A 25,117-nucleotide genomic window follows, 5' to 3' on the forward strand; every position below is an offset into this window, starting at 1 on the left:
ATGAATTGTACTACATCCAAAAACACTGGACTGACATTTATAATCTGATGACGTAAAAAACCAGCAATTTAATGGTAAGAATACGAACTGATTTTTGCTTTAGGAGATGGATTGATAGGATAGTCACTCAAATACTGAAAAACGCATTTTTGTATACACTTGTAACCATAACCTTCTGAGTGGATAAATGGCCAATGGTTAATCTATTTATCTGCAATATTGTAGATAAAAATAAAAAATAAATATAATTTACATTGGTTTAGGATCAATTTATCAAAATAAGAAAGTGGGTGAATTATATGCCGTTTGTCGGGTTGTACTTAAAAAGCAGTTAACAGGAGTTGAACATAAAATAACAAACAGGTAATTTAGTAATTGCTAAGCGAACTACTCAAGGATTGGAAGTTCTAGTTGTCATTAATAAAAAAACGACCGTGGACAGTTTAGAGTAGTGAAAGTCAAAAAATAAATGCTCTTGGGAGAGTGCTCAATGAAAATGTTTACTAAACTTGTTTTAGTTTCTTCAATGGCGATTAGCGCAAATGCAATGGCTATGCAGTCAATGGATGATGCTGCACTAAGCGCTGCAACAGGTCAAGATGGTATCAATATTGGTCTTGGTGTTACTTCTGTTACGATCGACAAATTATTAATTCATGACAACGATGGTCTTGCAGCTAACGGTGTTGTAGGCACTGATCTTGGTTCAGGTGGTACAGGAACTGCTGGTGCAATCGTAGTTAACAATATTTCTATTACACCAAATATGGATAATTCAGGTGCTGAATTACTAGCTTCTCATAACTTGGCTGATTTAACGATTGATACTGATGCTGGTACTGCAGCAAATGGTGGTGCTTTCCTTAACGTTGCAGCGAAAGTATCTGGCTTGAATATTAGCTTAGGTGAAATCGGTGTTTCTGGTTCGGGTACAGCAAGTACAACAAGCATTCAGCGTGGTAATGATGCCGCTAACTATAATGCAATTCTATCTGGTTTAAGCATTAAAACTGGTAAAATGGATGCGAACATTCAGTTAGGTGCTGCTCCTCAAGGTGCTATGATCAAGTTAAATACGACTTTAGCATCTGGTCTGGAAATTACTAACCTTGGCATTTTAGATAAGTCAACAATTGGTCAAACAACATTAACTGGTGTTGCAAGTACAGCTGCTGGTGAAATTCATCTTGATAGCATTAAAGTCGCTGATAGCGGTGTGAATAGCCTAAGCGTTAATACTGATATTAGCGTAGTAGGTGAAAGTGCAGCAGCTGCAAATGATGGTTACTTGAAAATTATCAGTAAAGCACCTGCAAACGGGACTGACATTTATATCTCAGGTGTACATTTAGGTAGTAAAACTGCAGGTTCAATCGGTGATGTAGAAATTCAAGGCTTGAAAACCACCTATGCTGGCGGTTCAGGTGCTGCGATTACGATTTCTGGTCACTAAGCAATTATCGAACAAAAAAAGCGCTTTGGCGCTTTTTTTGTTTTTATATATCTAATTTTGAACAAAGATAAAGTTTGCAATTTGTTGTAATGAATTTTTAAGATAATTGGCATGTTTTAGTCTGTCATCTGTTATTTTATGCCTATCGCGGATTTTCTTGATTTATGAAATACAGCATGTGTGATGGAAGGAGGGGAGGAAGTAATCGTTTTTATTGTAGTAAAGTTGTTTGCCTTAAGGTGTTAATTGTTTAATTTGAGTATCAATTATAAAAAAATTAACATCCTGTCAAAAAAAACCAAAAAAAAGATGTATTTTCTTATAAAAAAAGGTATCTTCATCTTGCAGGGATGTAGTGTCGTTGACACTAAAAATAAAATGAATAAGGCAAGTGTTGCCATTGTTAGAAAAAGAGACTTATGTTAGAGATCGCTTTAGGCTCGGCATTGATGTATTACTTTACAACGCAAGCCTTTGAAATAGAAAAAAAACCACAGGGGACTGTTTATTATACAGAAACCATGGATTCTCGTAATCCTTCCTTTACTCGTAATCATCGTGAGGCAGTTGTCATTAAACCTGCTGTAGAGGAGCAATTCCGCGGGATTGTACGTCAGGCTTATGACTATAGTTGTGGTTCAGCCGCGCTAACAACCTTATTGAATGGTTATGGTGGCTTACGCCTTACAGAACAGCAAACCATGAGTGGCTTGCTGCAGTATGGTGAATATCAAAGGATTATCGAACGTCGTAGTTTCTCTTTATTAGATATGAAACGCTTTGTCTCAGCTTTGGGGATTAACAGTGGAGGCTATCGCGGAGAGTTTACGGATCTTATCGCATTAAAACAGCCGGCCATTGTACCTATTACCTATGCTGGTTTTAAACATTTTGTAGTATATAAAGCTTATAAAGATGGAAGGGTTTATGTTGCTGATCCTGCTCTAGGCAATATTAGCTTTGATGAATCTCGATTTAAGGAAATTTGGGATAACAATACATTATTTATTGTGGATATCCCTCAACAATACCAAAAAAGCTTATTAGCGCTGCAAGATGCGGATATGCGTCATGTTGAGGATGCAACAGTAAATCGTTATGCCTTGGCTGAAATTCAATTTCCAACGCAGAAATTTGAGCGTCTGGCAGATAAAGCTTCAACTATGCGTCGAGTATTGGATTCGGACCCTAACTCAGAGAACTATAATCAACCGATTACCACGTATATGCGCTTATATTACAAGCGGAAATAAGTTTAGAAAAAATCAGTAAAATTAATGTAATAGGATGCAAAAGTAAAATGAATCATACATGGATGAAGATGACTGTGTTGGCGTTAAGTTTGAGCGCAATCACATCGACACTTTACGCAGCAGAACCACAACCGCCTGTTGAGCCTGTTAGCGCTGAGGCCGACCAAGCAGCGCCAGTCACGGAAGCACAGGCTAATACTGCTACAGAAAGTACGGAAGCCCCTGTTGCTGACACAGGTCAGGTTACTGAGAATAGTCAGGCAGATCAGGCTGCAAGTGCCTTGCAGAAAAAAGAAAGCGACGCAACACAGGAAACAAATTTACAAGAAGTATTTACCTCGAATGAACGTCAATATTCATTAATTAAGAAAGGGGTTTTTTCATCTTATTATGATTTAGATTATACCTATTACCGAGATAGTCGCCTTGATTTGGCCATGAATGATAGTAATAGTTCATTATCAAGATTACGTGTTGAAGAAGATGCTAACCATACTTTAACCAATACCTTCACAGTCCAGTATGGATTATTAGATAACCTTACCTTATCTGCCTCAGTGCCGTTTGTTGCTAAAAAAGATTTATTACAAGATCAAACTACTGCAGGTTTAGGTGATATCAATTTTGGTGCCCGTTGGGAACCATTTCCATTAAAACAAGGACGCTTGCCTTTGGTCCTGTTTGGTAGCTTGTCGACTAAAACGGGAGATAGCCCTTATGAAGTGGGGATTGATGAGCTTTCCACAGGTAAAGGGTATTACTCGGTCGGTGCAGGTGCGAGTACACGCAAATATATTGATCCTGTTGTATTATTTGCTTCTGTTTCAACAAGTTATGGTCTAAAAGAGTCTGGTCTTAATCAACTACGCGGTAGTCGGGTTCTAGAAAGTTTTGATCCAGGTTTGAGTGGTGGTTTTTCTTTCGGATTCGCTTATTCCTTTAACTATGATGTGTCTTTAACCATGTCATATCAACAAAGCTTTAATACTGGCGCAAAATTCTATTTTGAAAATGATGAAAGTTATAAGTCTGCGGACCAAAGTAGCGCCATGTTGTCTTTTGCTTTAGGGGTGCGTGTATCACCTGAAACAATTGTCAATGGCACGGTTGGAATTGGTTTAACCGAAGATGCGCCTGATGTCTCACTCGGCCTATCTTTCCCGCTTGATATCATAGGTTTCGGTAAAAAAATTCGTTAAGGAGATGTAATAATGGTGAAAAACCTTAAATTATGTCCACTAGCGATAGCGATTTTTTTTGCAGGACTATCGAGTGCTACTCATGCACAACTTGGACAAGACTTATCGGTAGACTTACGTTCTTTGGCATTAGGGAATGCTGTCACTGCAGATCCTCCTGGGATTAGTGCGGTACATTTTAACCCGGCAGCGCTTGCCAAACTCGATGGTTTGCAAACCGATGTACAGGGAATTTTGGCAAATTTTGCCATTAAACGTGATTATGCTGCTCCAGCGGGATATAACGTTTTTGGTTACTCAGATGACCCTCTGGTATGTAATGACGGACCTGAAATTACTGCCAATATTTGTACGGACTTTAAAGGTACGGTACATGGTGATGTGGAATATGCCAGTATTTATGTGCCGGTCTTAAAGAAAATTGTAGATTTAGGCCCAAACTCACCTTTAGTCGCACCTACTGCAGGTATCTCATATAAGCCACCAGGTTCTAAAGTGACCTATGCAACAGCCGTGTATGCACCGTTGGTTGCTGGTTTTGGTGCGGAAGATGGCAATCCAAGTAACTATATGGGGCAACAAGTTGCCTTAGAGCGTATTACCTATTTATCACCTTCATTCGGTTATCAGGTAAACGATAACTTATATCTGGGGGCGTCTGTTGGGATGTCCTATCAAGCCATTGCCATGAAAACGGATTTACGTTTCCCGAATGAGTTAATCGGGGTGTTACGTATGGTTGATGAAGTGGTATGTGGTCCTTTTAAAGAAAATGGTGACATTATTACTGACCTCTTACTCTTTGGTATATGTAATGCCAAAGAGGGCATGGATCCTTTTAGTAAGGTCGGTTCATTAGATGTCTCTTTGGAACAATCGCTTAGTCCAAGCTATAACTTAGGTTTACTTTGGGAACCCACTGATGACTTTAGTTTCGGTATGGTATATCAAAGTGAAGCCAAGATGCGCTTAAAGGGTAAATATTTAATCAATGTCGCGGATGCCCCACAACAGTTAATTGCTGGATTGAATTCGTCAGCTACAGGTCAAATTCTTGCCGCGATTCTAGGTTTTCCTGGATATGCTCCTCCAGTTGAATCTGGGTTGTTAGCAATGGATTTTAAATATCCACAGCATTTTAAAGCAGGGATCAAATATAAGATATTCCCAGACTTGCAAATGAACTTTGATGTGGGTTGGACGGACTTCTCGGCTTGGGACAAGTTCAAATTCGAGTTTGATCGTCAAATTTCTTTGCTGAAAGTGGCGAAGTTATTATCGAATGATGTGACTGATCGTTCACTTGCTTTACCGCTAAAATTCCAGTCGTCTTGGCGTTGGGGGATTGGCCTGGAGTATTCAGCAACGGATCGTTTGAAGCTTCGGATGGGATATGAACCACGTACCAGCTCGATTCCAGATGACAAGCGTAATACTATGGTTCCGATTAATAATGCGCAATTATTCGGTTTAGGTATCGGTTACCGTTTTGATCAGGATACAGATCTGGATTTGTCCTTAGGGTTCTTACGTAGCCGGGATGATATTCCAGCCAATACCAGTAGTCTTTCAAACCAAACTGGCGTAAATAATCTTTTATTAAATCCGTATGCTGGTTTGAACGTAAAAACCAATACCAAAGTCACTCTACTCGGAATTAACTACAGAACAAGATGGTAATGCAAAAAAGAAGGACTCGACAAACGGCGCTGGTTATTTCATTACTTTGTTTAATGGTAACAAGTGCCTCGACCGTTTATGCAGATGGTTTCTATACGATTATTGGACCGGATGGACGTCCAATGGTTGTGCCTATGAAAATTGGAAAAAAGCAAGCCGAGCCAAAGCAGAACATACAAACTGAACTAGCTCCGAGTAGTCAGACTATTATTAAAAGTAACCTCCCATCATCTGAACAGAAAAAAACTGTTGAGGTTCAGCCTAAGTTAGTTGAAATAAAGCCGACCCAGTCAAATACAGTAAAAGTGGCTGAACCTGTGAGAATTTCACAAGTTGAGCCAAAAGTTACTGAACAGCTAGATATTCCACCTAAAATCACTCCGCCAGAACCTGCAAGTGCGCAGAAAATACCTTTACAATCTGTCGAAAAAGCTAAAGTTAAGCAAGAAAAAACGTCAAAAAAATTAGATGTTCAACCCCCTACCGTTGAGAAAAAAACTGTTCTAGCCGAAAAAGTAAAATCTACGCCAAATGTGACAGATGTCTCCACAAAGGCTGTTGCGTCAAAAGGCTTTAGCCAAGTAGATGGGGTTGAATATGTCGATAATGAATACCTTGAAAATCAAGAATTTAATCTTGATGGGAAAAAACGTTTTTATACGATGCCAGATGGTACAGGACGATTGGAAACCATAGAAAGGAAAAAGGGGATTAGTCGATCAGTTCTGGACAAGTTGTTCAATCGCTCTTCACAATCAGCAGCTCCGATCGTGTTGTCAACCACCTATGCACGCCTATCAAATGAGGACTTAAAATCTGCATTTGAAAATGATCGTTGTTTCTTGGAAGGCTATAAAAAAACCATTAAAACGCTAACGCTTAAAAATGATGTAGGACTCTGGCCGCGCAAACCGCTTAAAGAAAAATTTGAGTACGAGTTAGTGCAACTCGATCCCTCAATTCAATATATGCAGATCGACTCCTATTCTTCAAATAATAAACAACCAGTCTATTATTGGCCACTGGTCGTATTTCTGGATGAAAAAGGCTGTATTGAAGAGGGTGTAAGCGGTTTTAAAAGTAATAAGACAACTGAGACGGTGTTACAGCATGCTGCTCTGCAAGGCGTGATAAAAGTACCGAAAGATGTACGTTATATCTTAATGACACCACTGGCTTCAGCGATTGATGTGCCAGAACAAGAACTCTCAAACCAAGGGCAGATCAAAATTTCTGTTTTACAGTAAGCAAGGATAGGATTAACCAGTGATGAATAAAAAAATATTATTGCCATTTGCTTTTTCAACATTGGCTCTTTTTTTACATGGATGTGGCAGTGAAAGCGCCAAAATCAATGAAGACCCAACCAAGGGTACATCTGGTGTGACCTCAAATACCAGTTGTGATGTTACGGCAGTGGATTGCTTGCAATTTGTAATGGATTATCCTGTAGCAGGTCTAAATTTTGATTGTAGTACAGATAAGGTTCATCATTTTGAGACAAAATTAGATAGTAACGTGGTCACTGGCGCATGTAAGTTAGGTGATACGGTTACCTTTTACTTACAAGGCGAGCAGAACTCTCGGAAAATTAATTTAGGCACGATTCAGCTCGATAAGCTTGCGAAAATGAAAATGGGAATACCCGTTCGTATTCGGGTGATTGATCTAGCGATGGGTTTGACTGGTCAATCTGCTACTAATCTAAATATGAATGATGAAACGATTAGAGTGGCAATGGCATTGGTTAAGATTTTTCAAAGCCAGAGTATTGTAGATGATCAGAATGTCATTGGTGATATTCAGCCGATCGAGTTTAGTACCGAGCAAAAAAATACGCTTTCAAGTTTGAGTCGTGATATTGGGGTAACTGAGTTAAGTAGCGGTGCCTATACTGAAATACTAAAACCATGGCTGGACGTGAGTAAAATCAGTGATGAGCAGGCATTTGATGTTATTACCCAATTACTCAAGCTTAGTAATTTAGGGGTCTGGTATGCAGAGCTACCTTTATTTAAAGCAGGAAGTAATGGCGCAGTGATTGAGGTACCAGAAGAAGGAAGTGGTGTCTTTCCTGACGGTCTCTTTGGTTGTAATAGAGAACTTTATGCAGATTGTCTGAATATCAAGGGTGATAAAGGTGCTAACTTAGTTCATTCAATGGGAAGATTTGAACTATTAAATGACCGTCAGGGCTATATTATTGGTTATGGTCAACAATGGCGAGGCAATCCGATCATTACCAATGATGTTGTATCACCGCCAATTGCATTATTGGGAACCACCAAACCTGATAGACTGCGTGTTAATGCTCAAAGTGACTGGTTTAACTTAATTAACCAAGAAATTAATCCAAGCCAGCCTTTACGTTTTACCTTAAATGATAACTCTGCCAATGATGTTTTAATGACTCAAGGCAAATTAATTAATGGGACCAATATTGCCAGTACTGAAGCGGTTTATCGCCAACTCACTAAAGCTAAATCTACCGATCCTTTTAATAATGCGAAAGACTTGGGCTTATGGCAGCAAAGTATTGCTGGAATAAATTATAAAGGCGTAACTGATGTCTTTAAGGTGAATCCGGCAAGTTATTTACCAAAAGATGTGTTTACTACAGAAGCAAATGTCCAATCTGGACAGCGCTATGCGTTTCCATTATATGCGACCTTAACCTTTAAATTTAAAGATACGGGTATTGCACCGGTTGATGTAGGGATCGTCATCGATGAACACGGTGATATCCGCACTGATATGAAGAAAGATGCGACTGCAACAGATATGTCGGGTAATTGTGCTCAAGCAGAACCTCAGCCAGATGGAACTTATCTTGATGAGTATGGGGTTACACAGTATCGGGTAGGTACTACCGGTGGTGCGCTTTATTCAGCCAATGATAAATCAATTACGGTACGTATGATCTTTGCAAATCCAAAATTTGGTGCAATTGAAGGTCTATTGTTAGGTCTTAACTTTACTTCATTATCTGGTCAACAAAATATCAGTGGGGCGAAGATTAATATCCATAATTTATTAAATGGTCAAGCCACAGGGATTAACTTAACCAATTTCTCAAATAATACGGTTTCTTGGTTAAACAACTATGCGTTATATCTTACTTCTTATATCAATACCTATGATAAGGAAGGTACCGATAAGAGCAAATTTGTTGAGCCTACAGCTCAAGAGCGAGCTTTCGCAAAAGGGTATCAAGGAACAGCGAGTATTCGTATTGCAGATCAAAAAATTCCAGCCTGTAATGCGATTAAGATAAAATCTTAAAGGATAGTCACAATAAAAAAGACCGCGGCAATGCGGTCTTTTTTATTTAGCCGGTATGGTCCAGGCGTGTGCCGAGTGTTTCTAAATGGGGAGGGAATTGTCCACTTTTACGATCAGCAAAATAATGTCTGAGTGTTTGTTCTACACTTGGGAAAGCCAGTTCTTTCCATGGAATTTCATGTTCTTCGAATAAGCGGCATTCGATACTTTCTTCACCGGCACCGAACTGTCCTTGTTTTAACAAAGCTTTAAACAGCACATAAATCTGTCCAATACGCGGAATATTGTACATACAATACAATTGTTCGATTTCAACTTCGGCTTCAGCTTCTTCTCGGGTTTCGCGTGCAGCGCCTTGTTCCATGGTTTCAAATAATTCCATGTAACCTGCAGGTAAAGTCCAGAGGCCATAGCGGGGCTCAATGGCACGGCGGCACAGTAAAACTTTGTCATCCCATAAAGCTAATGCACCACAAATCACTTTGGGATTTTCATAATGAATGTTGCCGCAATGTGTGCAGACCAATCGTGATTTATGATCACCCAGTGGAATTTTTGCTTCAGTTTGATGTCCACACGCAACGCAAAAGCTCATAATTATCATCAGCCGTAGAGATAACTCAGCATAACCGAATTTTAATGACTTCGCATCATGATCTATGATTGCTGCTAAAAATTCGGCTATGATGCTGATTAAGGAAAATGAGAACAAGAGATAATTGAGATGGAAGAACCATCGTTAATCGCGCTTTTACAACAACGGTTACGTTTTTCCAAACGAATCCAGCAGGCGGATGCTGCTGTATTGATTGCGATTACCCAGGAAAGTCAGCCTAAAGTTTTGCTCACCCGTCGTTCGATGCAGTTGTCGCAACATGCAGGGGAGGTTTCCTTTCCTGGGGGGAAACGTGATCCAAGCGATACCAGTAATATCGTGGTGGCGCTCCGTGAAGCACAAGAAGAAACTGCACTGAATCCCTTTGATGTAAAGCTCTTGGGTGACTTACCGATTCAGCGGGCGCGTAGTGGCTTGTCGGTTAAGCCGATTGTCGGGCTAATTCCAGCGCAGGTCGAACTGATTGCCCAGCCGACTGAGATTGACCGGATTTTCTTTGTTCCGCTGCAAGAACTGATTGATGCTCCCCCTTTACCTTATGAAGTGCGTTTAGCTCGACAATCGTTATATTTCCCGAGCATGCAGGTAGACAGTGAAGTGGTCTGGGGGCTGACTGCCCGGATGCTGGTGTCATTATTTCAATATGGATTAGGCTATCAAAAAAGCTGGCCTTTTCTCGTGAATCCACCGCACTTTGGGATTGCAAAGTTCTAATTTTTTTAAGAGTTTTTTATCATGATGTATACCTATCAGGGATTGAGTCCGAAAGCTTTACATGAACCTTGGGATGGCTGGGTTGCACCAACGGCTACTGTCATTGGCCAAGCAGAACTTGGTCGGCAAGTGAGTATCTGGTTTGGCGCCGTGGTGCGTGCCGATAATTGCGTGATACGGATTGGTGATTTCTCCAATGTTCAGGAAAATGCAGTTTTACATACCGACGCCGGCATCGAGTTGACTATTGGCGAGTATGTGACGGTCGGGCATAAGGTGATGTTACATGGATGTACGATTGGTGATAATTCACTGATTGGCATGAATGCGGTGATTTTGAATAACGCCGTGATTGGCAAGAACTGTATTATTGGTGCCAATGCCTTGATTCCAGAAGGAAAGATTATTCCAGATAATTCTGTGGTGATGGGCTCACCAGGAAAAGTGGTGAAAACACTGGATGAACAGGGCGCTGCACGCTTGCGTTTAAGTGCCTTGCATTATGCTGAACATTACAAAAACTTTTTAAATCTGGAAGCTTTTACTTTTTAATGGACGTTTAAAAATCAAGCCTTCATGTTGCCAAGTTTATGCTTGGCTTTTTATGGAGATAAAAAAGCCAATAACTCGCCTATCGCGTTTGAGTGGAGTATGATACTCGACGTTTTTATCTGTTTCGGGCTAAGGTTTTTGCATGAAGTTGCTGGCATTGGAATCTGCAAATGAGCAGTGTTCTGTTTCATTGATTGATGATACTCAAGAACTCTACTTTCAGTTGGATGACCGACCGAAAGCACAAACGCAAACCATTTTGCCCTTAATTGAACAAGCTCTATTACAGACACAAAGCCAACTTGCTGATTTGTCGGCAATTGCGTTTAGCCGGGGCCCGGGTTCATTTAGTGGGGTGCGAATTAATGCTGCTGTTGCACAGGCATTGGCTTGGTCACAGGATTTACCGGTGATTCCAGTTTCCAGCTTGCAGGCTCTGGCACAGGCCGCTTATCGTGTTACAGGTTTAGCGCAAGTCACCGCGGTTCTGGATGCGCGTATGCAGGAAGTGTATATCGCCAACTTCCGTCTGGATGAGCAGGGCATAATGCAGGCGCTGGATGAAGAAAAATTAATGAATTACGAGCAAGCAGCTGCGTATTGCAAATTTACGCCGATTGGCTCGGGTTCAGAATTAATTAAGCCAACAGCAATAGACTCCGCTGAGGCTTCCACTGAAAACACAGCATGGGTACAGATTAAGGCAACGGCACAGGACATTGCGACCATTGCCCGTGTATATGCGGCACAGCAAAAATGGGTTGATGCTGAGCAGGCATTGCCCGTGTATTTGCGTGATGATGCGTGGAAAAAAATTCCAGAACAAGGTAAGGCGAATTAAGGTTAATTATGGATCTTTTATTGCTATTTAAAGCAGCAATTATGGGCTTGGTTGAGGGGATTACCGAGTTCCTGCCCATTTCAAGCACAGGTCATCTCATTTTATCAGGTCAACTGCTTGATTTCTGGACCATTGAAAAGCGCGATATGTTTGCTGTCGCTGTGCAGATTGGTGCAATTGCTGCGGTGATTTATGAGTATTGGGGCAAATTGTGGGGCGCGCTAATTGGTGCGCTCACAGGACAGGAACAGGGCCGCCGTCTGAGTCTGAACCTGATCATCGCCTCTATTCCAATTGTGATTATTGGCCTGACTTTTGGTGATGTGGTTAAAGCCTATTTATTTAATGCCATTACTGTTGCGATTGCCTTGATTGTCGGTGGTTTTATCATTTTATGGGCGGAACGTCGCCCGCATCAGATCGTCACCAAAGAGGTGGATGATCTGAGTTTTAAGCAAGCGACTTTAATTGGTCTGATTCAGTGTCTGGCCTTGATTCCAGGAACTTCACGTTCAGGGTCAACCATTATTGGCTCATTATTCTTGGGTGTATCTCGTAAAGCCGCAGCCGAATTTTCATTCTTCTTGGGCATCCCTGTATTGATGGGCGCTGGCTTGCTGGATATGTACAAGATGCGTCATGACTTGCACAGCAATGACATGCTGGTGTTAGCCGTCGGTATTATCGTTGCTTTTATTTCAGCCTTGGTGGTGATCCGTGCCTTGATTCGCTATGTGTCCAAGCATGACTTCACCGCTTTTGCCTATTATCGTATCGTATTTGGATTGTTTATTCTGGCGACGTGGTGGACAGGTTGGGTGCACTGGTAATGCAGATGCAGTGTTACTATCAAGCGGAATATGAACAGGCATTTCAGCAACTGAAAAGCCGTTTGGCTGAATTGAAGGTTCAGTTGAACGGTCAAGCGGTTGAAAAGATCAATGCCCGTTTTTTACGTTTGAATCCAGAGATGGCTTTGGTCATCGATAGCGATGGGCTTAGCCTGGCTGCCAACGGCATGAAAATGCAACCGGACTGGCGTGCCGAGATTCCCCGTTTAAAAAGAGCCAGCTTAAAATCAGAGATGATTGCCAGAGCCTGCCAACTGGGGGAAAAGCCAAGCTTGATCGATGCAACTGCAGGTTTGGGGCATGACAGTTTACTGATAGCCTATTTGGGTGCTGAAGTCCGGTTGGTGGAGCGCCATCCCATCCTGTTTGTGTTACTGGAATATACCAAAGCACAGGCTGAGCAAGATCCGTTTTTACAGTCGTTCATGTCGCGTATTCAACTGATCTATGCGGATTCCAACAGCTATTTGCAACAACTGGTCCAGCACGGTGAGCAGGTCGATGTGGTGTATCTGGATCCGATGTTTCCGCAACGGGATCAGAATCAGCAAGCGGCAAAGAAGCAGGCTCAGGTCAAGAAGCAAATGCAGTTGTTACATCTGTTGTTGCCTGAAGATGGGGAAATGGATCTTGGCGATCAACTCTTGCATCTGGCCAGCCAGATTGGCAAACGGGTGATTGTAAAACGCCCAAGACATGCGGTTTATCTGGCAGATCAAAGCCCTGATCACCAATGGCTAGGTGATGCTTGCCGTTTTGATGCATATTTTCCAAAAGGTTAATTCTAAATCAGATTCAAATGATTGTTTGGCTTGCGTCAATGCTCGGTAAAGTTTTGTGATATAGTGCAAAAGCATGATTGCTAAAAAATTCTTGTCGAGCTTACACTACAGTCACGCATTGCGTCTTTTAGGAAAAGTACTGCACATTCAAATATTAGGATGGCATATTTTCAGTTTAGGCTTGAAAAGAGAAACTCCCGAAGAATTTTATGATAGACCTCAAACCGTCCATTAATCTCTGGCATGATTTTAAAAGTAACCAAATTGCTGGAATGTGGTTGTTCCTCGGGTCTCGCCGTTCCTTACAGGTTGTGCATCCATCCATTACCCAACTGATTCTCTGGGGAATTCTCGGTGGCTGTACCAACTCGCTGTATAGCTGGCTGGTGGCTGGACAAATGGGAGAGTTTAATTCCCAAGGCTTGATTGGCTATGCACTATGGCCTTTTATTGCCCTGATTGTCGGTATTTTTCTTTCGCAACGGATGAATCAGCCACGTTTGATGCTGGTGCCTGCCTTATTGTGGCTAGTGCTTGATACCAATATTCTGCTGTTACAATGCATTATCCAGTATCTGGGTTCTAACGGTTATCTGAATTTTATTCCTGACAGTATCTATAACGGTTTCTTGCCACCGCTGTTTGTTGGGCTATTTGTCTGGCAAAGTCTGGCAGTGATCTGGGTGTTTTCACGTGCCCTCAACTGGCCGTGGTGGGAACGTGCACTGGTCTTTGTGGCAACCATTGCAACCATGGTGGTATGGCAGCTTTCCGTGAAGGATCAGCCGATCTGGAAAGTGGAGCAGACCCCGCCAAGTTTTGCCGAAGATGCCTTTTATGCGCAAAGCCATTTGCTGGATAAGGCACTGGATCAGATTCAATATGGCGATATTGCCCAAAGCCACTGGTATTTTATGGGTGTGGCGGGGGATAGCTATGTGGATGTATTCAAGTCGGAAATTGAACGCATCAGAGAACAGTTTGATACCCGTTTTGGCACCTTTGGGCGTTCCATCATGCTCATCAATAACCCAGCTACGCGTTTAGAAGTGCCAATCGCATCGAAAACCAGCATGGAACTGGCGTTACGCCGTATTGGTCAGCAAATGAATCGTGATAGCGATGTCTTGTTTCTGTATATGACCTCACATGGTGAGCGGAATCATTTTGAAATTGAAAATGCACCGCTGAATCTGGATCAGGTTGATCCAAAATGGTTAAGAGAAACGCTGGATAAATCTGGGATTCGCTGGCGTGTGATTGTGATCTCAGCCTGTTATTCGGGCAGTTTTATTCCGGCTTTACAATCACCGGATACTTTAATCATTACTGCTTCTGCGGCAGATAAAACTTCTTTTGGCTGTAATAACGAAGCAGACTATACTTATTTTGGTCGGGCGTTTTTTGATCTGGCAATGCGCGAACAATCTTCAATGAAGAAAGCCTTTGAGCAGGCCAAACAGACCGTGACCAAGTGGGAAGTGGCACAAGGTGTTGAACCCTCTGAACCGCAATGGTCGATGGGCCGTAATATGGAGCTGATGCTGCCACAGCTTGAACCGTATCTGTTCCCGACACAAAATATTGCATCAACAGACATTACAAAAACACAGGATGATGAACATGCAGCTACTGCAAAAAAACCGTTGTTTTGAGGGTGAGCAACGTATTTATCAACTTGATTCTCAACATCTGAAAGGTAGCACCAAAGTCGGCGTCTATTTGCCGCCTGCTGCTCTGGAAGGTAAAGCATGTTCAGCCCTGTTTTATCTTGCAGGCTTAACCTGCACCGAAGACACCTTTGCGATTAAAGCGCATGCACAACGCATGGCGGCCCGACTCAGCCTGATTTTAATTACACCTGATACTTCTCCGCGTGGGGATAATGTTGCACAAGGTGATCATTGGGATATTGGGCAAGGGGCTGGCTTTTATATTAATGCCACCCAACAACCTTGGGCTGAGCATTATCAAATGGAGTCTTATCTGGTTGATGAGCTTTATGCACATGTTTTACAAGAATTCCCGGTCGCTGAAAATCAGGTCGGAATTTTTGGTCACTCCATGGGCGGACATGGTGCATTGACCTTAGCCTTTAAATATCCGGATCAATTCAAATCGGTGTCAGCTTTTGCGCCAATCTGCGCACCCAGCATTTGCCCGTGGGGCGAAAAGGCATTTGGCCAATATTTGGGACCGGATCAGCAGCAATGGGCGGCCCATGATGCCACCGCGCTGGTACAGCAAAAAGGTGGGTTATTTGAAGAAATCCTGATTGATCAGGGACTGGATGATCAGTTCTTTGCTCAGTTGAACCCCGAGAAATTCAAACAGGCCTGTCTTGAGGCGAAGCAACCGCTCACTTTACGCCTGCATAAGGGCTATGATCACGGCTATTACTTTATTCAAAGTTTTATTGATGATCATCTCCAGTTTCACGCCATTCAGCTTGAAAAAGTAGCGGGATAAAAAAAGAAGCTCATGTTGAGCTTCTTGTTAATTGTGCTGCCATTCAGCCACAAATTCCTGCTGCGCCATACGGTTTAAGTGATTGATCACCACCTGTTCGAGATGTGCGACATCTTCTTGCTGGTTTTCGATCAGTACCGCCAAATGCTGTTCATGCGGTGTGAGGGTAACGGTTGCAGTAGGCATAAAGATTTTTGTCTCTGTTTCCGTTTCTGCAACTTCAAACTTATGCTTCCAGTGATTAAGCAAACGCTTACTGATGCGTTTTCCTTCAGTCGTCGTGATATTGGTGCTGCTATTCATGTTGCTTTTCTTCCTCTTATTTCATTGACTAACATAACAAAGCATAAAGCAGATAAAAATAGTTGAGATGCAACGCGTTGTTGCAAGTTTGCAATGCTTGAATAATGACTTTGTAACAGCCCTAAGTGGGCTGAATTTGCTATAATCGCCTTATCATTTTTCTCAGAGTTTGCCAGGTCATCCATGTCCAAGCCTTATTTGATTGCTCCTTCGATTTTATCTGCTGATTTTGCGCGTTTAGGTGAAGAGGTGGAAAAAGTTCTAGCTGCAGGTGCAGACGTTGTACATTTTGATGTGATGGATAACCACTATGTACCCAACCTGACGTTTGGTGCAGGTGTGTGTAAAGCACTGAAAAACTACGGGATTAAAGCACCCATTGATGTGCATCTGATGGTTTCGCCTGTGGATCGCATGATTGGTGATTTTATTGAAGCAGGTGCGGAAATCATTACTTTCCATCCGGAAGCAACCGATCACATTGACCGTTCTTTGCAACTGATCAAGGCGGGTGGTGCAAAAGCGGGCTTGGTCTTTAACCCGGCGACACCCTTACATTACCTTGATTATGTGTTGGATAAAGTCGACCAGATTTTATTAATGAGCGTAAACCCGGGCTTTGGCGGACAGAAATTCATCCCTATGACTTTGGATAAATTACGTCAGGCGCGTCAGATTATTGATGCCAGTGGTCGTGATATCCGTCTGGAAGTCGATGGCGGTGTGGGTCCTGCAAATATCCGTGAGATTGCCGAGGCGGGGGCGGATATGTTCGTTGCTGGTTCAGCAATTTTTGGTCAACCAGACTATAAAGCCGTGATTGACCAAATGCGTGCAGAGCTGGCTCAAGTGGGTGCAACAGAAGTTTAGTGTTTTCATCCTATTTTTCACCTAGGATTGTGGATAACTTTGTTTATAACTGGGTGGATAACCGTGTTGATAACCAAGTGGATAAGATGTTGTTAAAATAAACAAAATGATTTCAGTTGTTTATATTGGCAGCAAAATAATGGAAAAAGGACAAGTTTTTGTCCTTTTTTTATGCGCTAACTTATTTATTTTGCACTATTTTTGCGCAGTGGATGAAAGTGGTTGGAGTGACCAATAAAACAGCAAAAGCATAATGATTTTGAATGGTGTGTAAGAATTTAAACAGTGAGATCATTGTGCATAAAGTAGAAAGAAATTATGCTAGGCATATTCAATCACCTGAATTGATGGAAACAAGGAACCTTTAGTGCAATTTCGCAAGCAATACAGACATCTGTGGTTTGTATTCCTGATGATCTTTTTCATTGGGGGCAGCAGTGCGGCCGTTGCAGCAGTTCAAGAGCTTCATTCTCATCATTCATCTACGGTTTCAAGCTTATCCTGTCATGATCAGCAAATGATGCAACATCATTCTGCACAAAGCTCACATGCAGATCGCATGAGTCCCGGTCAATGTCATGACGGGCAAATGCAGGACCATCTGCATTGTCAGGATTGTAATAGTACCTCGCATTGTCAAAGCATCAATTTCGCTTTAGACCAAAATACCCCAAGCCTTTCTGCTTCGCCATTTTTAGAGCTGAGTATGCATATCCATGCGGATTATCAGGCGCGGCATCTGGCAGGCTATTGGCAAGAGATTTTACGTCCACCTAGAACCTGATCTGTCTTTGCAGGCTCTTGCTCTTTGTGAAAAGGGAGCTGAGCATTTTTAAAGTTAACAGATTAGGAAATCATCATGTCCTCAAAAATATATGCTGGTGTTGTCGCTAGCCTAAGCTTATTGTTTGCATCTTATAGTGTGGCTGCAATCAAGGAATATCATCTCAATATTAATCAGGGTACTGTCAATGTGACGGGTAAACCGGTGCAACGTATCACCGTAAATGGCAGGTTTATTGCCCCATTGCTTGAGTTTGAGGAGGGGGATGAAGCTGTCATTCATGTTCATAACCAGCTCAAAGATCAAGATACCTCTTTACATTGGCATGGCCTGCTTTTACCCGGACTCATGGATGGTGTACCAGGCTTTAACGGTTTCAAAGGTATTAAGCCGAATGGCAGTTTTGAGTACCGTTTTAAGGTTCGTCAAAATGGCACTTACTGGTATCACGCGCATAGCAAGGGTCAGGAACAGGATGGTTTATATGGTCCTTTGGTGATTTATCCCAAAGGAAAACAGCCTGTCGCGGCCCATGAACAAGCGGAGCGTGATTATGTGGTGATGTTGTCTGATTTCCATGACACCGAAAGCGACAAGATCATGGCAAATCTGAAGAAATCAGCCGAGTATTACCAGAACCAGCGTGAAACAGTCGGTGACGTCTGGAAACAGTTCAAGCAACAAGGGTTGAAAGCAACCTGGCAAGATCGTTCGATGTGGAACCAGATGCGCATGCTGAAAACGGACTTGTCCGATGTCACGGGTTATACCTTTCTGGTCAATGGTCAGACCCAGCAACAAAACTGGACCGGTGCTTTTAAGGCGGGAGAAAAGGTTCGTTTACGGTTTATCAATGCATCGGCGATGTCGTTTTTTGATGTACGTATTCCCAACCTGAAAATGACCGTGGTCAGTGCTGATGGACAGCCAGTAAAGCCTATTCCTGTAGGTGAGTTCCGTATTGGTACCGCAGAAACTTATGATGTGCTGGTCGAGCCAAAACAGGCACATTATCAAATTGAAGCAGAGTCGATCGATCGTTCTGGTTTTGCCATCGGCTCATTGCAGAATGAAATGCTGACCCGTCCGACCAGTGTCCAGATTCCAAAAGCACGTCCACGTGCCCTATTAACCATGGAAGACATGGGCATGGATCATGGCTCGCATGGTCAAATGAAAATGGGCGAAATGAACCATAGTCAGCACCAGATGCCACAGCAACAAGAGAAGGCTGCAACATCCTCACAACCTGCCATGGATCATAGTGCACATGCTGAAATGAATATGAGCAAGATGGATCATAGCCAGCATCAGACTGCTCAGGACAAACAGGCCGATGCCTCTAAACAACATGTCGGTATGGATCATGGTTCACAAGAAAATATGGACATGTCGCAAATGGATCATAGTGCCCATGCACAGATGAACATGAAAGAGATGGAGCATGGTCAGCATCAAATGGCAGACTCTTCTGCACAAGAAGGCAGGGATACTGTGCAGGGCTGGGCCAATGCAGCAACACCTGCAGGTCAGAAAGCTTTAACCTATGCCGATCTGCAATCCTTGCAACCCCAGCCAGAAAAGTATCGCCGTCCAGCAGAGCGTGAAGTGGTGATTCGTCTGGGTGGAACCATGGAGCGTTATATCTGGACCATTGATGGCAAGAAGTTTAGTGATCCTGACTTTAAGCCTTTAACGGTGCGTTATGGTGAGCGTATCCGCCTGAAATTCGTCAATGACAGCATGATGGCGCATCCGATGCATTTACATGGCATGTTTATGCAACTGGAAAATGGGCAGGCACCGCAAGATATGCCGAATAAACATACCGTAATTGTGCCGCCTGGCAAGACGGTAACGGCCTTGTTGACTGCGGATGAATTAGGGGAGTGGGCAATCCATTGTCATCTGTTATATCACATGAGTGCAGGCATGATGAGCAAGCTGATTGTTGCCAATGTGGACGATTCAAAAACGCCAGTTCAAGCCCCTGTTCAATCATCTCAAGGAGCGAGCCATGCACATCACTAAGCAAGTTTCCAAAATGAAGCGATATACACAATTGTTGGCAATCGGTGGCTTGGTTTCTTCGTTCAGTGCATTTGCCTATGCGCATGAAGGACATGATCAGATGATGCAAATGGAGATGCCCGCACAGCAGCATATGCCGGTGGCTGCTGCATCTCCAATGGATCATTCACAACATCAACGCGAGATAACAGTTCAGCAACGACCTGAAACAGAACATGGGCAGCACGACCATACCCGTGAACATGGTGGACAAATCTATCAGTCGACTCAGTTGGATACTGCATGGTTGCTGGATGAAGATGGCACGGGTACGGTTAAATCTAAGTTAAAAACCTGGGTGGGCAGCGATGAAAATAAACTGTTTATCAACGCCGATTATGCCAAGGCCGAGTCTGAAAAATCGGAGCAACGTATTGCGGCCTTATATAGCCGTAATATTTCAGATTTTTGGGATGTTCAAGCTGGCGTAAATTATCGTTATAACGCTGAGCATCAAGTCGATAAGGAACAGTTTGAAGGTGTTGTGGGTTTACACGGCATGGCGCAATATTTCTTTGAAACCGATGCCCATCTGTATGCGGGACAGGATCAGCAATGGCGCTTTGTGCTAGAAACTGAACGTGATTTCTTGCTCACACAAAAGTTGATTATGCAGCCTTATCTGGAAATGGAATGGGTACTACGAGATCAATCCAAATATGCAGCCAAAACCGGGCTTGCCGATGCGGAACTCGGGATTAAAACCCGCTATGAAATTGTGAAGAACCGTGTAATGCCTTTTATTGATGTGGCTTATGGCTATAACAAGGGACGCAAGGCAACTGATTGGCAAGAAGCTTCGGATTCTAAAACAGGTTGGATCTATGGTGCAGGTCTTACGCTAAAGTTTTGATATTTTGTTTAAAATGTCATTTTTTCGGGATACTGTTGGTTTATACTAACAGTATCTTTTTTGAGTCATTCATGGTGCATAAATGGCTTTAGAACAACAACACAATCCAATAACAGATAAAAATACTCACGCTACTCCAGCGGGTGAAAAGCCTCAGCACGTCTCTACTTCTCAATCTGAACGCATTCTCTCTGAGGGTAGCATGTATGTCAGTTTTTATCATATTCCGGCAATGTGTAGCGCTGCACATGAACAGCGGGTAAGACAGGCCCTCATTCCTTTTTCAGCACTGTTACTTGAACACTGTATTGATGTAGATGCCCGACATTTGGCGCTTTATCATCAAGACCCGATTGAGACTGTCACTGCGGCTTTACAGCGCCTCAATCTGGGGGCTGAGCTACAGCAAACCATGCCACATTATGAGCCTTTAGAGCTTGCAACTGCCAAGAAAAAGACAGCTACTGGTCAATTGAACCGTTCAGATGAAAATGCTTTATATCAGCTGCAACAGTTTTTATCCAAGCTTCTTGCACGTTTCGCACAATGGTTAAAAGCCTTATGCAAGAAATAGGATCAGTCATTGATTATTCCTTAAACTTTCAACCGAGTTGAAACATAACAAATCACATCATGGTTTATTTTACAGTACACTGCTGAGCTTAGGAGGACGACCTCCCTCGAAAGAATCACGTTGGGACGACCCAACCCTTGATAAAGTTGAGCGTAATAAAATGGCGTGGGCAATTTTAATTTTGGCAGGTATTTTTGAAGTCATCTGGGCATACTCGATGAAGTTGTCTGAAGGATTTACCAAATTAACGCCAAGTATCGTGACCATTGTTTTCATGGTTTTAAGTGTGGTATTGCTGTCGATGTCAATGCGCACCCTTCCGCTGGGAACGGCATATACCATCTGGACCGGGATTGGTGCGATTGGATCTTTTATTGTCGGGATCATGGTGTTAAACGAACCGATGACCGCGATGCGAATGATTGCAGCAGTCTTGATCGTATCGGGTTTGATGTTGATGAAACTGTCATCAAATTAACCACTTAAGGAGAACATGATGCAACTGGTTTATATGTATATGGATTCGCCTGTAGGCGTATTAAAACTGGTTGCACATGATCAGGCACTGGTTGCGGTGATGTGGGATAACGAAGACCATAAACGGGTTCGTTTAGCCGAGCTAGTTGAAGATCGCCAGCATCCGATATTGCATAAAGTAAAGCAACAATTACAAGAGTATTTTGCAGGGCAACGTCAGCAATTTGACTTGCCTCTGGACTTTCAGGGAACGGCTTTTCAGCAACAGGTCTGGCAAGCATTATTGAATATTCCTTATGGGGAAACGCGCAGTTATAAAGAGATTGCAGTACAGCTAGGGAACGCGAAAGCGGTGCGTGCGGTGGGCGCTGCCAATGGTAAGAATCCGATTTCGATTATTGCGCCGTGTCATCGGGTGATTGGTTCGAGTGGGGCGTTGGTGGGTTTTGCAGGTGGTCTGGATAAGAAGCAGATTTTACTCAGTTTAGAGCAAAGCCAAATTCCATAATCCGTAGTGTTAATACTCGATTTTCATTTCTTTTTGGAATAAGCTACTTAACAGATATGAATCCACATATTTTATGACTTGAACGGTAACTCGGTTATTCGCGAGGCGGTGTCTTGCCTAGTGTAATCCAATATTAGGAATAACCTTCGGTTCGAGTTACTTTGGTTTCGCCCAAAGTAACCAAAGGCATTGTCATCTACAAAACCTGTTCACTTGTTGCATTTGTTTTATCTATTGCAGAAACGGGATATTACAAATACCACGCAGGTTGTAGATGACCTTTCCGAGTCTCATATATAGGGTATGTATTCATTTTCTTTTTCATAACAAATTGAATGGAAGTTTAAAAATGGCTGTTGGTGACGTAACTATGCCACTTATGCATGTGGTGCAGGGTGTAAAAATTGGCTCAACTGAGGCGTATGTACGTTATCCAAATCGACGAGATCTAGTCATTTTTGAATTTGCTGAAGGATCAAAGGTTGCCGGGGTATTTACCCAAAGCGCTTTTGCGGCTGCGCCTGTTCAATTGAGTAAAAAGCATTTAACAGAAAATACCCCACGTTACCTGATTATCAATACGGGTAATGCCAATGCTGCAACAGGAACAGTCGGTTATAAAAATGCAGAAGCGACTTGTGCCAAACTAGCTGAGTTAACCGGTGTACAGACCAACCAGATTTTACCGTTTTCAACCGGTGTGATTGGTGAGCAGCTCCCGATTGAGCGTTTACTGCAAGGCATTCAGCCTGCATTAAATGAGTTAAATGCAGATCGTTGGGCTGAAGCGGCATCTGGCATTATGACCACTGACACTACGCCGAAAGGTGCATCCGAACAGTTCGAACTGGATGGGGTGACCTATACCATGACGGGAATCAGTAAAGGTGCAGGTATGATCCGTCCGAATATGGCGACCATGCTCAGCTTCGTTGCAACCGATGCGCCGATTAGCCAAGAACTGGTACAGCGCTTATTGCAAACCACGGTTGAGCATTCCTTTAACCGCATTACCATTGATGGTGATACCTCGACCAATGATTCCTGTATCTTTGTGGCAACCGGTTTGGCAGGTGGTGCAGAAATCCAGAACCAAGACGATGCACGTTATCAACACGTGCTCGATGTACTTGCACGTATTATGGATCGTCTGGCGCAATTAATCGTACGTGATGGTGAGGGTGCAACCAAATTCATCACGGTTCAGGTTGAGGGCGGTGCAAATACGCAAGAATGTTGTGATGTGGCGTATAGCGTTGCCGAGTCACCACTCATTAAAACTGCATTATTTGCGTCAGATCCAAACTGGGGCCGTATTGTGATGGCGATTGGTAAGGCGGGCGTGCCAAATCTCGACAGTAGCAAGGTTCAAGTCTGGTTGGGTGACGTGCAAATTTGCCTGGATGGTGGTGCAAACCCAGACTATACCGAAGCAGCAGGTGCTGCGGTGATGGCTGAAAAAGAAATTACCATCCGGATTGATCTTGGTCGTGGTACGGCAAAAGACACGGTTTATACCTGTGATTTTTCTTACGACTATGTGAAAATTAATGCCGATTATCGCTCATAAATTTGCGTTATAATGAAGCCTCCACAGTGGGGCTTTTTTTATAAGCTGGTTTGTGGACAGTGTGATTCTTAATAAATGATCACCCCGACACCCACGTTATAGCTTTGCAATGATGCAAGCACGCAGGATAGAGAAGACGTTTTATGAATGATGCGAATTTAATTGCGAACGAAGCCAAAAATATTGTGCAGGCGCATTTAGATCGTTTGGGCGAGCCAAAGGACAATAGCCTCAGCCCAGAAGTGAAACAAGAAAAGTTCGCTCAAATCGCAGCAGAGCTTAAAAAACGTAATGCTGTGCTTGTGGCGCACTATTACTGTGATCCGGAAGTGCAAGAGCTTGCAGAACTGACGGGTGGCTGTGTTTCTGATTCATTGGAAATGGCGCGTTTTGGTCGCGATCATCCTGCAACGACGCTGGTGGTAGCGGGTGTAAAGTTTATGGGTGAAACCTCCAAAATCTTGTCACCGGAAAAAACGGTATTGATGCCGACACTGGAAGCAACCTGCTCACTGGATTTGGGTTGCCCTGTGGATGAGTTCGCGGCATTCTGTGATCAGCATCCTGATCATACCGTGGTGGTGTATGCCAATACTTCAGCAGCAGTGAAAGCACGTGCTGACTGGGTGGTGACTTCAAGTTGTGCGGTTGAGATCATTGAGCATCTGGACAGTTTGGGTGAAAAAATTATTTGGGCACCAGATCAGCATTTAGGCCGCTATATTCAGAAGAAAACTGGCGCTGATATGTTGTTGTGGGATGGTGCCTGTATCGTGCATGAAGAATTCCGTGCCCGCGGCATTGCGCAAATGAAAGCGCTTTATCCAGATGCAGCGGTATTGGTGCACCCAGAGTCACCTGAATCGGTGGTCGATATTGCCGATGCCGTGGGAAGTACCTCGCAACTGATCAAAGCTGCCCAGACTTTACCGCATCAGCAAATGATCGTGGCAACCGATCGGGGTATTTTCTATAAAATGCAGCAAGCGGTGCCTGATAAAGAATTATTTGAAGCACCAACTGCAGGTGAGGGGGCAACTTGCCGTTCATGTGCACATTGTCCGTGGATGGCAATGAACGAACTGGATGGAATTTTGCATGTCTTGCAGCATGCCGATCAAGAAATACACGTTGATCCGGCCTTGGCGGAACGCGCTAAATTGCCTTTAGATCGAATGTTGAACTTTAGTGCCTCATTAAAGCGTTAAAAAGCATCAAGATGCTTGTTAAATATACATTTGGTAAGGATTTTTAATATTTTTGAAAAATAGGTGTTGACGTTCTAGGGCGTCGCGCCTAGAATGCACACCGTACCGCACGATGTGCGATACACTAAAAGCTGAGAAATCGGAGCATAGCACAGCCTGGTAGTGCACCTGGTTTGGGACCAGGGGGTCGTAGGTTCGAATCCTACTG

At 43.1% G+C, this 25,117-nt stretch carries 25 protein-coding genes; 22 read left to right on the forward strand and 3 right to left on the reverse strand.

What is annotated here, in order from left to right; all coding sequences use genetic code 11:
- The first annotated feature begins 490 nt into the window (after positions 1 to 490).
- From J699_RS00580 to J699_RS00555, 6 genes are all read left to right on the forward strand, one after another.
- On the forward strand, positions 491 to 1,453 hold the full coding sequence (locus tag J699_RS00580) for a DUF6160 family protein (protein ID WP_032868141.1): 963 nt from the start codon (positions 491 to 493) through the stop codon (positions 1,451 to 1,453).
- Positions 1,454 to 1,872: 419 nt separating this feature from the next.
- Positions 1,873 to 2,706, forward strand: a complete 834-nt coding sequence (locus J699_RS00575) for a C39 family peptidase (protein WP_005228835.1) — start codon at positions 1,873 to 1,875, stop codon at positions 2,704 to 2,706.
- 47 nt (positions 2,707 to 2,753) lie between these two features.
- Positions 2,754 to 3,905, forward strand: coding sequence for a hypothetical protein (locus J699_RS00570; RefSeq protein ID WP_032868137.1), 1,152 nt, complete (start codon positions 2,754 to 2,756; stop codon positions 3,903 to 3,905).
- A gap of 15 nt (positions 3,906 to 3,920) precedes the next feature.
- Positions 3,921 to 5,585: an OmpP1/FadL family transporter gene (locus tag J699_RS00565; protein ID WP_171070851.1), complete on the forward strand. Its 1,665-nt coding sequence runs from the start codon at positions 3,921 to 3,923 to the stop codon at positions 5,583 to 5,585.
- On the forward strand, positions 5,585 to 6,832 hold the full coding sequence (gene filE, locus J699_RS00560) for a putative pilus assembly protein FilE (protein WP_032868133.1): 1,248 nt from the start codon (positions 5,585 to 5,587) through the stop codon (positions 6,830 to 6,832). The genes J699_RS00565 and filE overlap by 1 nt, the downstream gene beginning before the upstream one ends.
- Positions 6,833 to 6,854: 22 nt before the next feature.
- The gene (locus J699_RS00555) at positions 6,855 to 8,867 is read left to right on the forward strand and encodes a hypothetical protein (RefSeq protein WP_032868132.1); all 2,013 of its coding nucleotides are present in this window, start codon (positions 6,855 to 6,857) and stop codon (positions 8,865 to 8,867) included.
- 46 nt (positions 8,868 to 8,913) lie between these two features.
- Here the strand turns inward: J699_RS00555 and J699_RS00550 are convergent, their stop codons facing one another.
- Entirely contained in the window at positions 8,914 to 9,462 is a 549-nt protein-coding gene (locus tag J699_RS00550) for an NUDIX hydrolase (protein WP_004774970.1), read from the reverse strand.
- Positions 9,463 to 9,591: 129 nt separating this feature from the next.
- Here J699_RS00550 and J699_RS00545 point away from each other — a divergent pair, with 129 nt between their 5' ends.
- The 7 genes from J699_RS00545 to fghA all read left to right on the forward strand — a co-directional run bounded on the left by J699_RS00545 (position 9,592) and on the right by fghA (position 15,692).
- Positions 9,592 to 10,197 (forward strand): CoA pyrophosphatase, encoded by a 606-nt coding sequence (locus tag J699_RS00545; protein ID WP_005228843.1) that lies wholly within the window; start codon positions 9,592 to 9,594, stop codon positions 10,195 to 10,197.
- 24 nt (positions 10,198 to 10,221) lie between these two features.
- Complete coding sequence (locus J699_RS00540) at positions 10,222 to 10,749, forward strand: gamma carbonic anhydrase family protein (protein WP_165569327.1); 528 nt, start codon at positions 10,222 to 10,224, stop codon at positions 10,747 to 10,749.
- Positions 10,750 to 10,891: 142 nt separating this feature from the next.
- Positions 10,892 to 11,590, forward strand: coding sequence for a tRNA (adenosine(37)-N6)-threonylcarbamoyltransferase complex dimerization subunit type 1 TsaB (gene tsaB, locus J699_RS00535; protein ID WP_032868130.1), 699 nt, complete (start codon positions 10,892 to 10,894; stop codon positions 11,588 to 11,590).
- Between the two features lie 8 nt (positions 11,591 to 11,598).
- Positions 11,599 to 12,420, forward strand: a complete 822-nt coding sequence (locus J699_RS00530; protein WP_009512322.1) for an undecaprenyl-diphosphate phosphatase — start codon at positions 11,599 to 11,601, stop codon at positions 12,418 to 12,420.
- Positions 12,420 to 13,223 carry a class I SAM-dependent methyltransferase gene (locus J699_RS00525; protein WP_032868128.1) on the forward strand — a complete coding sequence of 268 codons (804 nt, stop codon included), beginning with the start codon at positions 12,420 to 12,422 and terminating at the stop codon, positions 13,221 to 13,223. Before J699_RS00530 ends, J699_RS00525 begins: the two co-directional genes overlap by 1 nt.
- A 209-nt stretch (positions 13,224 to 13,432) precedes the next feature.
- A complete protein-coding gene (locus J699_RS00520) occupies positions 13,433 to 14,878 on the forward strand; it encodes a C13 family peptidase (protein ID WP_005228851.1) in 1,446 nt (481 codons plus the stop codon).
- Positions 14,847 to 15,692, forward strand: coding sequence for an S-formylglutathione hydrolase (gene fghA, locus J699_RS00515; RefSeq protein WP_032868127.1), 846 nt, complete (start codon positions 14,847 to 14,849; stop codon positions 15,690 to 15,692). Before J699_RS00520 ends, fghA begins: the two co-directional genes overlap by 32 nt.
- Positions 15,693 to 15,719: 27 nt before the next feature.
- Here fghA and J699_RS00510 read toward each other — a convergent pair whose 3' ends face one another.
- Positions 15,720 to 15,995: a DUF2218 domain-containing protein gene (locus J699_RS00510; RefSeq protein WP_005283533.1), complete on the reverse strand. Its 276-nt coding sequence runs from the start codon at positions 15,993 to 15,995 to the stop codon at positions 15,720 to 15,722.
- Positions 15,992 to 16,180 carry a hypothetical protein gene (locus J699_RS00505; protein WP_032868125.1) on the reverse strand — a complete coding sequence of 63 codons (189 nt, stop codon included), beginning with the start codon at positions 16,178 to 16,180 and terminating at the stop codon, positions 15,992 to 15,994. The genes J699_RS00510 and J699_RS00505 overlap by 4 nt, the downstream gene beginning before the upstream one ends.
- Here J699_RS00505 and rpe point away from each other — a divergent pair.
- From rpe to nadA, 9 genes are all read left to right on the forward strand, one after another.
- A complete protein-coding gene (gene rpe, locus J699_RS00500) occupies positions 16,179 to 16,865 on the forward strand; it encodes a ribulose-phosphate 3-epimerase (RefSeq protein WP_004774957.1) in 687 nt (228 codons plus the stop codon). The genes J699_RS00505 and rpe overlap by 2 nt on opposite strands.
- Positions 16,866 to 17,232: 367 nt before the next feature.
- Positions 17,233 to 17,649 (forward strand): hypothetical protein, encoded by a 417-nt coding sequence (locus J699_RS00495; RefSeq protein WP_032868123.1) that lies wholly within the window; start codon positions 17,233 to 17,235, stop codon positions 17,647 to 17,649.
- 75 nt (positions 17,650 to 17,724) lie between these two features.
- The gene (locus J699_RS00490; RefSeq protein WP_032868121.1) at positions 17,725 to 19,680 is read left to right on the forward strand and encodes a multicopper oxidase domain-containing protein; all 1,956 of its coding nucleotides are present in this window, start codon (positions 17,725 to 17,727) and stop codon (positions 19,678 to 19,680) included.
- Positions 19,667 to 20,572, forward strand: coding sequence for a copper resistance protein B (locus tag J699_RS00485; protein ID WP_032868120.1), 906 nt, complete (start codon positions 19,667 to 19,669; stop codon positions 20,570 to 20,572). Before J699_RS00490 ends, J699_RS00485 begins: the two co-directional genes overlap by 14 nt.
- Positions 20,573 to 20,654: 82 nt before the next feature.
- Entirely contained in the window at positions 20,655 to 21,146 is a 492-nt protein-coding gene (locus J699_RS00480; RefSeq protein WP_032868119.1) for a hypothetical protein, read from the forward strand.
- Between the two features lie 160 nt (positions 21,147 to 21,306).
- A complete protein-coding gene (locus tag J699_RS00475; RefSeq protein ID WP_005228866.1) occupies positions 21,307 to 21,624 on the forward strand; it encodes a DMT family transporter in 318 nt (105 codons plus the stop codon).
- A gap of 18 nt (positions 21,625 to 21,642) precedes the next feature.
- Positions 21,643 to 22,131 carry a methylated-DNA--[protein]-cysteine S-methyltransferase gene (locus J699_RS00470; RefSeq protein ID WP_032868118.1) on the forward strand — a complete coding sequence of 163 codons (489 nt, stop codon included), beginning with the start codon at positions 21,643 to 21,645 and terminating at the stop codon, positions 22,129 to 22,131.
- Positions 22,132 to 22,480: 349 nt separating this feature from the next.
- Positions 22,481 to 23,701 (forward strand): bifunctional glutamate N-acetyltransferase/amino-acid acetyltransferase ArgJ, encoded by a 1,221-nt coding sequence (argJ, locus tag J699_RS00465; RefSeq protein WP_032868116.1) that lies wholly within the window; start codon positions 22,481 to 22,483, stop codon positions 23,699 to 23,701.
- A 143-nt stretch (positions 23,702 to 23,844) separates the two neighbouring features.
- The gene (nadA, locus tag J699_RS00460) at positions 23,845 to 24,909 is read left to right on the forward strand and encodes a quinolinate synthase NadA (RefSeq protein WP_005228872.1); all 1,065 of its coding nucleotides are present in this window, start codon (positions 23,845 to 23,847) and stop codon (positions 24,907 to 24,909) included.
- Positions 24,910 to 25,117 lie beyond the last annotated feature (208 nt).

This window comes from Acinetobacter sp. 1000160, assembly GCF_000588715.1.
GTDB classification, from domain to species: Bacteria; Pseudomonadota; Gammaproteobacteria; order Pseudomonadales; family Moraxellaceae; genus Acinetobacter; species Acinetobacter courvalinii.

Bases quoted from the DNA above. Each gene is read 5' to 3' on its own strand.
- J699_RS00555 (WP_032868132.1), top strand. From the start codon at position 6,855: ATGAATAAAAAAATATTATTGCCATTTGCTTTTTCAACATTGGCTCTT.
- nadA (WP_005228872.1), top strand. From the start codon at position 23,845: ATGAATGATGCGAATTTAATTGCGAACGAAGCCAAAAATATTGTGCAG.
- J699_RS00510 (WP_005283533.1), bottom strand. From the start codon at position 15,995: ATGAATAGCAGCACCAATATCACGACGACTGAAGGAAAACGCATCAGT.
- J699_RS00575 (WP_005228835.1), top strand. From the start codon at position 1,873: ATGTTAGAGATCGCTTTAGGCTCGGCATTGATGTATTACTTTACAACG.
- J699_RS00520 (WP_005228851.1), top strand. From the start codon at position 13,433: ATGATAGACCTCAAACCGTCCATTAATCTCTGGCATGATTTTAAAAGT.
- J699_RS00505 (WP_032868125.1), bottom strand. From the start codon at position 16,180: ATGGATGACCTGGCAAACTCTGAGAAAAATGATAAGGCGATTATAGCA.
- J699_RS00525 (WP_032868128.1), top strand. From the start codon at position 12,420: ATGCAGATGCAGTGTTACTATCAAGCGGAATATGAACAGGCATTTCAG.
- filE (WP_032868133.1), top strand. From the start codon at position 5,585: ATGCAAAAAAGAAGGACTCGACAAACGGCGCTGGTTATTTCATTACTT.
- J699_RS00480 (WP_032868119.1), top strand. From the start codon at position 20,655: ATGGCTTTAGAACAACAACACAATCCAATAACAGATAAAAATACTCAC.
- argJ (WP_032868116.1), top strand. From the start codon at position 22,481: ATGGCTGTTGGTGACGTAACTATGCCACTTATGCATGTGGTGCAGGGT.
- J699_RS00545 (WP_005228843.1), top strand. From the start codon at position 9,592: ATGGAAGAACCATCGTTAATCGCGCTTTTACAACAACGGTTACGTTTT.
- J699_RS00490 (WP_032868121.1), top strand. From the start codon at position 17,725: ATGTCCTCAAAAATATATGCTGGTGTTGTCGCTAGCCTAAGCTTATTG.
- J699_RS00540 (WP_165569327.1), top strand. From the start codon at position 10,222: ATGTATACCTATCAGGGATTGAGTCCGAAAGCTTTACATGAACCTTGG.
- fghA (WP_032868127.1), top strand. From the start codon at position 14,847: ATGCAGCTACTGCAAAAAAACCGTTGTTTTGAGGGTGAGCAACGTATT.
- J699_RS00485 (WP_032868120.1), top strand. From the start codon at position 19,667: ATGCACATCACTAAGCAAGTTTCCAAAATGAAGCGATATACACAATTG.
- J699_RS00530 (WP_009512322.1), top strand. From the start codon at position 11,599: ATGGATCTTTTATTGCTATTTAAAGCAGCAATTATGGGCTTGGTTGAG.
- J699_RS00475 (WP_005228866.1), top strand. From the start codon at position 21,307: ATGGCGTGGGCAATTTTAATTTTGGCAGGTATTTTTGAAGTCATCTGG.
- J699_RS00470 (WP_032868118.1), top strand. From the start codon at position 21,643: ATGCAACTGGTTTATATGTATATGGATTCGCCTGTAGGCGTATTAAAA.
- J699_RS00580 (WP_032868141.1), top strand. From the start codon at position 491: ATGAAAATGTTTACTAAACTTGTTTTAGTTTCTTCAATGGCGATTAGC.
- J699_RS00570 (WP_032868137.1), top strand. From the start codon at position 2,754: ATGAATCATACATGGATGAAGATGACTGTGTTGGCGTTAAGTTTGAGC.
- tsaB (WP_032868130.1), top strand. From the start codon at position 10,892: ATGAAGTTGCTGGCATTGGAATCTGCAAATGAGCAGTGTTCTGTTTCA.
- J699_RS00550 (WP_004774970.1), bottom strand. From the start codon at position 9,462: ATGAGCTTTTGCGTTGCGTGTGGACATCAAACTGAAGCAAAAATTCCA.
- rpe (WP_004774957.1), top strand. From the start codon at position 16,179: ATGTCCAAGCCTTATTTGATTGCTCCTTCGATTTTATCTGCTGATTTT.